We start from the raw sequence: 1,925 nt of genomic DNA on the forward strand, positions 1-1,925 counted from the left end.
AAAAGTCTGCAGGCGATCGGGATCGAGATCGAAAAACACGATATCCGTTTCGTGGAAGATGATTGGGAATCACCAACTCTCGGAGCGAACGGACTCGGTTGGGAAGTCTGGCTCGACGGAATGGAGATCTCACAATTCACTTATTTCCAGATGGTCGGCGGGATCGAAGTTTTTCCCATCAGCGTGGAACTGACTTACGGTTTGGAGCGACTGGCAATGTATATCCAGAATGTCGATGATTTCAAGGATCTGAAGTGGAATGAGACAATGAGATATGGTGAAATCTATTTTGATAAAGAAAAGGAATTTTCCCAATATAATTTTAAAACTGCGGACACGAAAATGCTTTTTTCATCATTCAAAGAATATGAGCAACAGGTTAACGAACTGATCTCTGAAAAACTGGTCTATCCTGCTTATGATATGGTTTTGAAATGTTCGCATACTTTTAATCTGCTCGATGCGCGTGGAGTTATCAGCGTTACGGAAAGAGCCACTTATATCGGACGCATCAGGAAAATGGCGAAGGATTGTGCGCTGCTTTATATTAAAAAGTATGGGGAATAGTAGTTCGGAACTTGTTCCGAAACCAGAACGGGAACAAGTGATGAAAAGTGCAGAAAAATAGGTTATCACAAATTGTGATAACTTTTTTAAGGAATAAGATAAAAATTTCAAAAAGGAATTCAAATGAATAATGATATTGAAAACAAAATAAGATATATAAAAGAATTAGAAGTGCTTAACTCGTTTGAAAGACTGAATATTGTTGAAATAAAGGATAAAGAAGATAAATGGAAATTTAAACCAATAAAGCATTATCTAAATAGTCTTCTTTATGGATCAAAACCTGAATCTGCATTAGCAGGATTGATGATAGAAATTGTAAATAGAATACTTAACCTTGATTATTTCTCCGAAGTTGCTTTAAAAAAAGGAATAGTTGATTTAGCTCTACAGGAAAGTATTAAAAATCCTGTTTTTATTGAACTCAAACCAAACTATTACAAAAAAGATGAAGAAGTAAGAAAAAAGAAGTTTATGTTTGAAGAACACGAAGAGCAAATAAAAAAATATCTCCAAAATAACAATTATGTGATTTTAACGAATTTAGATAATTCGTTTATATTTAATCAGGAAAGTTTAGTTGAATATAAACCATTTATCGAAATAAAATTTACGGAATTACTGAAAAGATATTTAGAATATGACAATTTTTGGGAATCGGTAAGAAGATTAGAAGATGATCAACCAAAACCTGAACTGGAAGTAGAATTTTTTAAAGATTTGAAGAAATGGTATAATCAGCTTTTATCTGTAAATTTTATCAAAAATGCTAAATTTTCAAAAGATGAACTGATCGTTTTATTTCTGAACAAAATAATATTTATTAAAACTCTCGAAGATTATGGTTTGATTCCGTATAAATTCCTCGAAAATACTTATTTCGACAGATTAGAAAGGTGGCAGGTTAAAGGAGTAAAAAGATTTTTCAGAAACTTTTTTGAAGAAGTTGAAAGTTGGTTCTGGGAATATTATGATACCGAACTTTTCTCGACAAAAATCTGGGATTACATAGAAAGAGATGAAGTAAACTTATTAAGATTCAAATCAGAATTTGAGACTATTCTCGGTTTCGGTCAATGGGAATATACTTTTGGAAAAGGAATGGTTCATTATAATTACAGGTTGATCGATGAAGATGTTTTTGGAAAAGCTTATGAGACCTTTATTGCAGAGATCAAGAAAGATTCCGGCATTTATTATACACCAGCAAAAATTACTCAATATATGTCCCAAAGATTAGTTAAAATCTTATTTGAATCTAAAATTCAAAGCATTATTAAAGTAATTGATGATGGTGATTATGATAAAGCTTACAAGGAATTTGAAGATTTATTAGAAATTACAATAATCGATCCAAG

General features: G+C 31.8%; 2 protein-coding genes. Both read left to right on the forward strand.

The annotated features are described in order from the left end of the window. Window positions 1–567: glycine--tRNA ligase subunit alpha (locus tag ENL20_09025; GenBank protein ID HHE38699.1), on the forward strand; the 567-nt coding region annotated here is incomplete at its 5' end. 123 nt (window positions 568–690) lie between these two features. After that, a partial coding sequence (locus ENL20_09030) for a hypothetical protein (protein ID HHE38700.1) occupies window positions 691–1,925 on the forward strand: 1,235 nt, incomplete at its 3' end.

The organism is Candidatus Cloacimonadota bacterium, assembly GCA_011372345.1.
GTDB lineage: Bacteria > Cloacimonadota > Cloacimonadia > Cloacimonadales > TCS61 > DRTC01.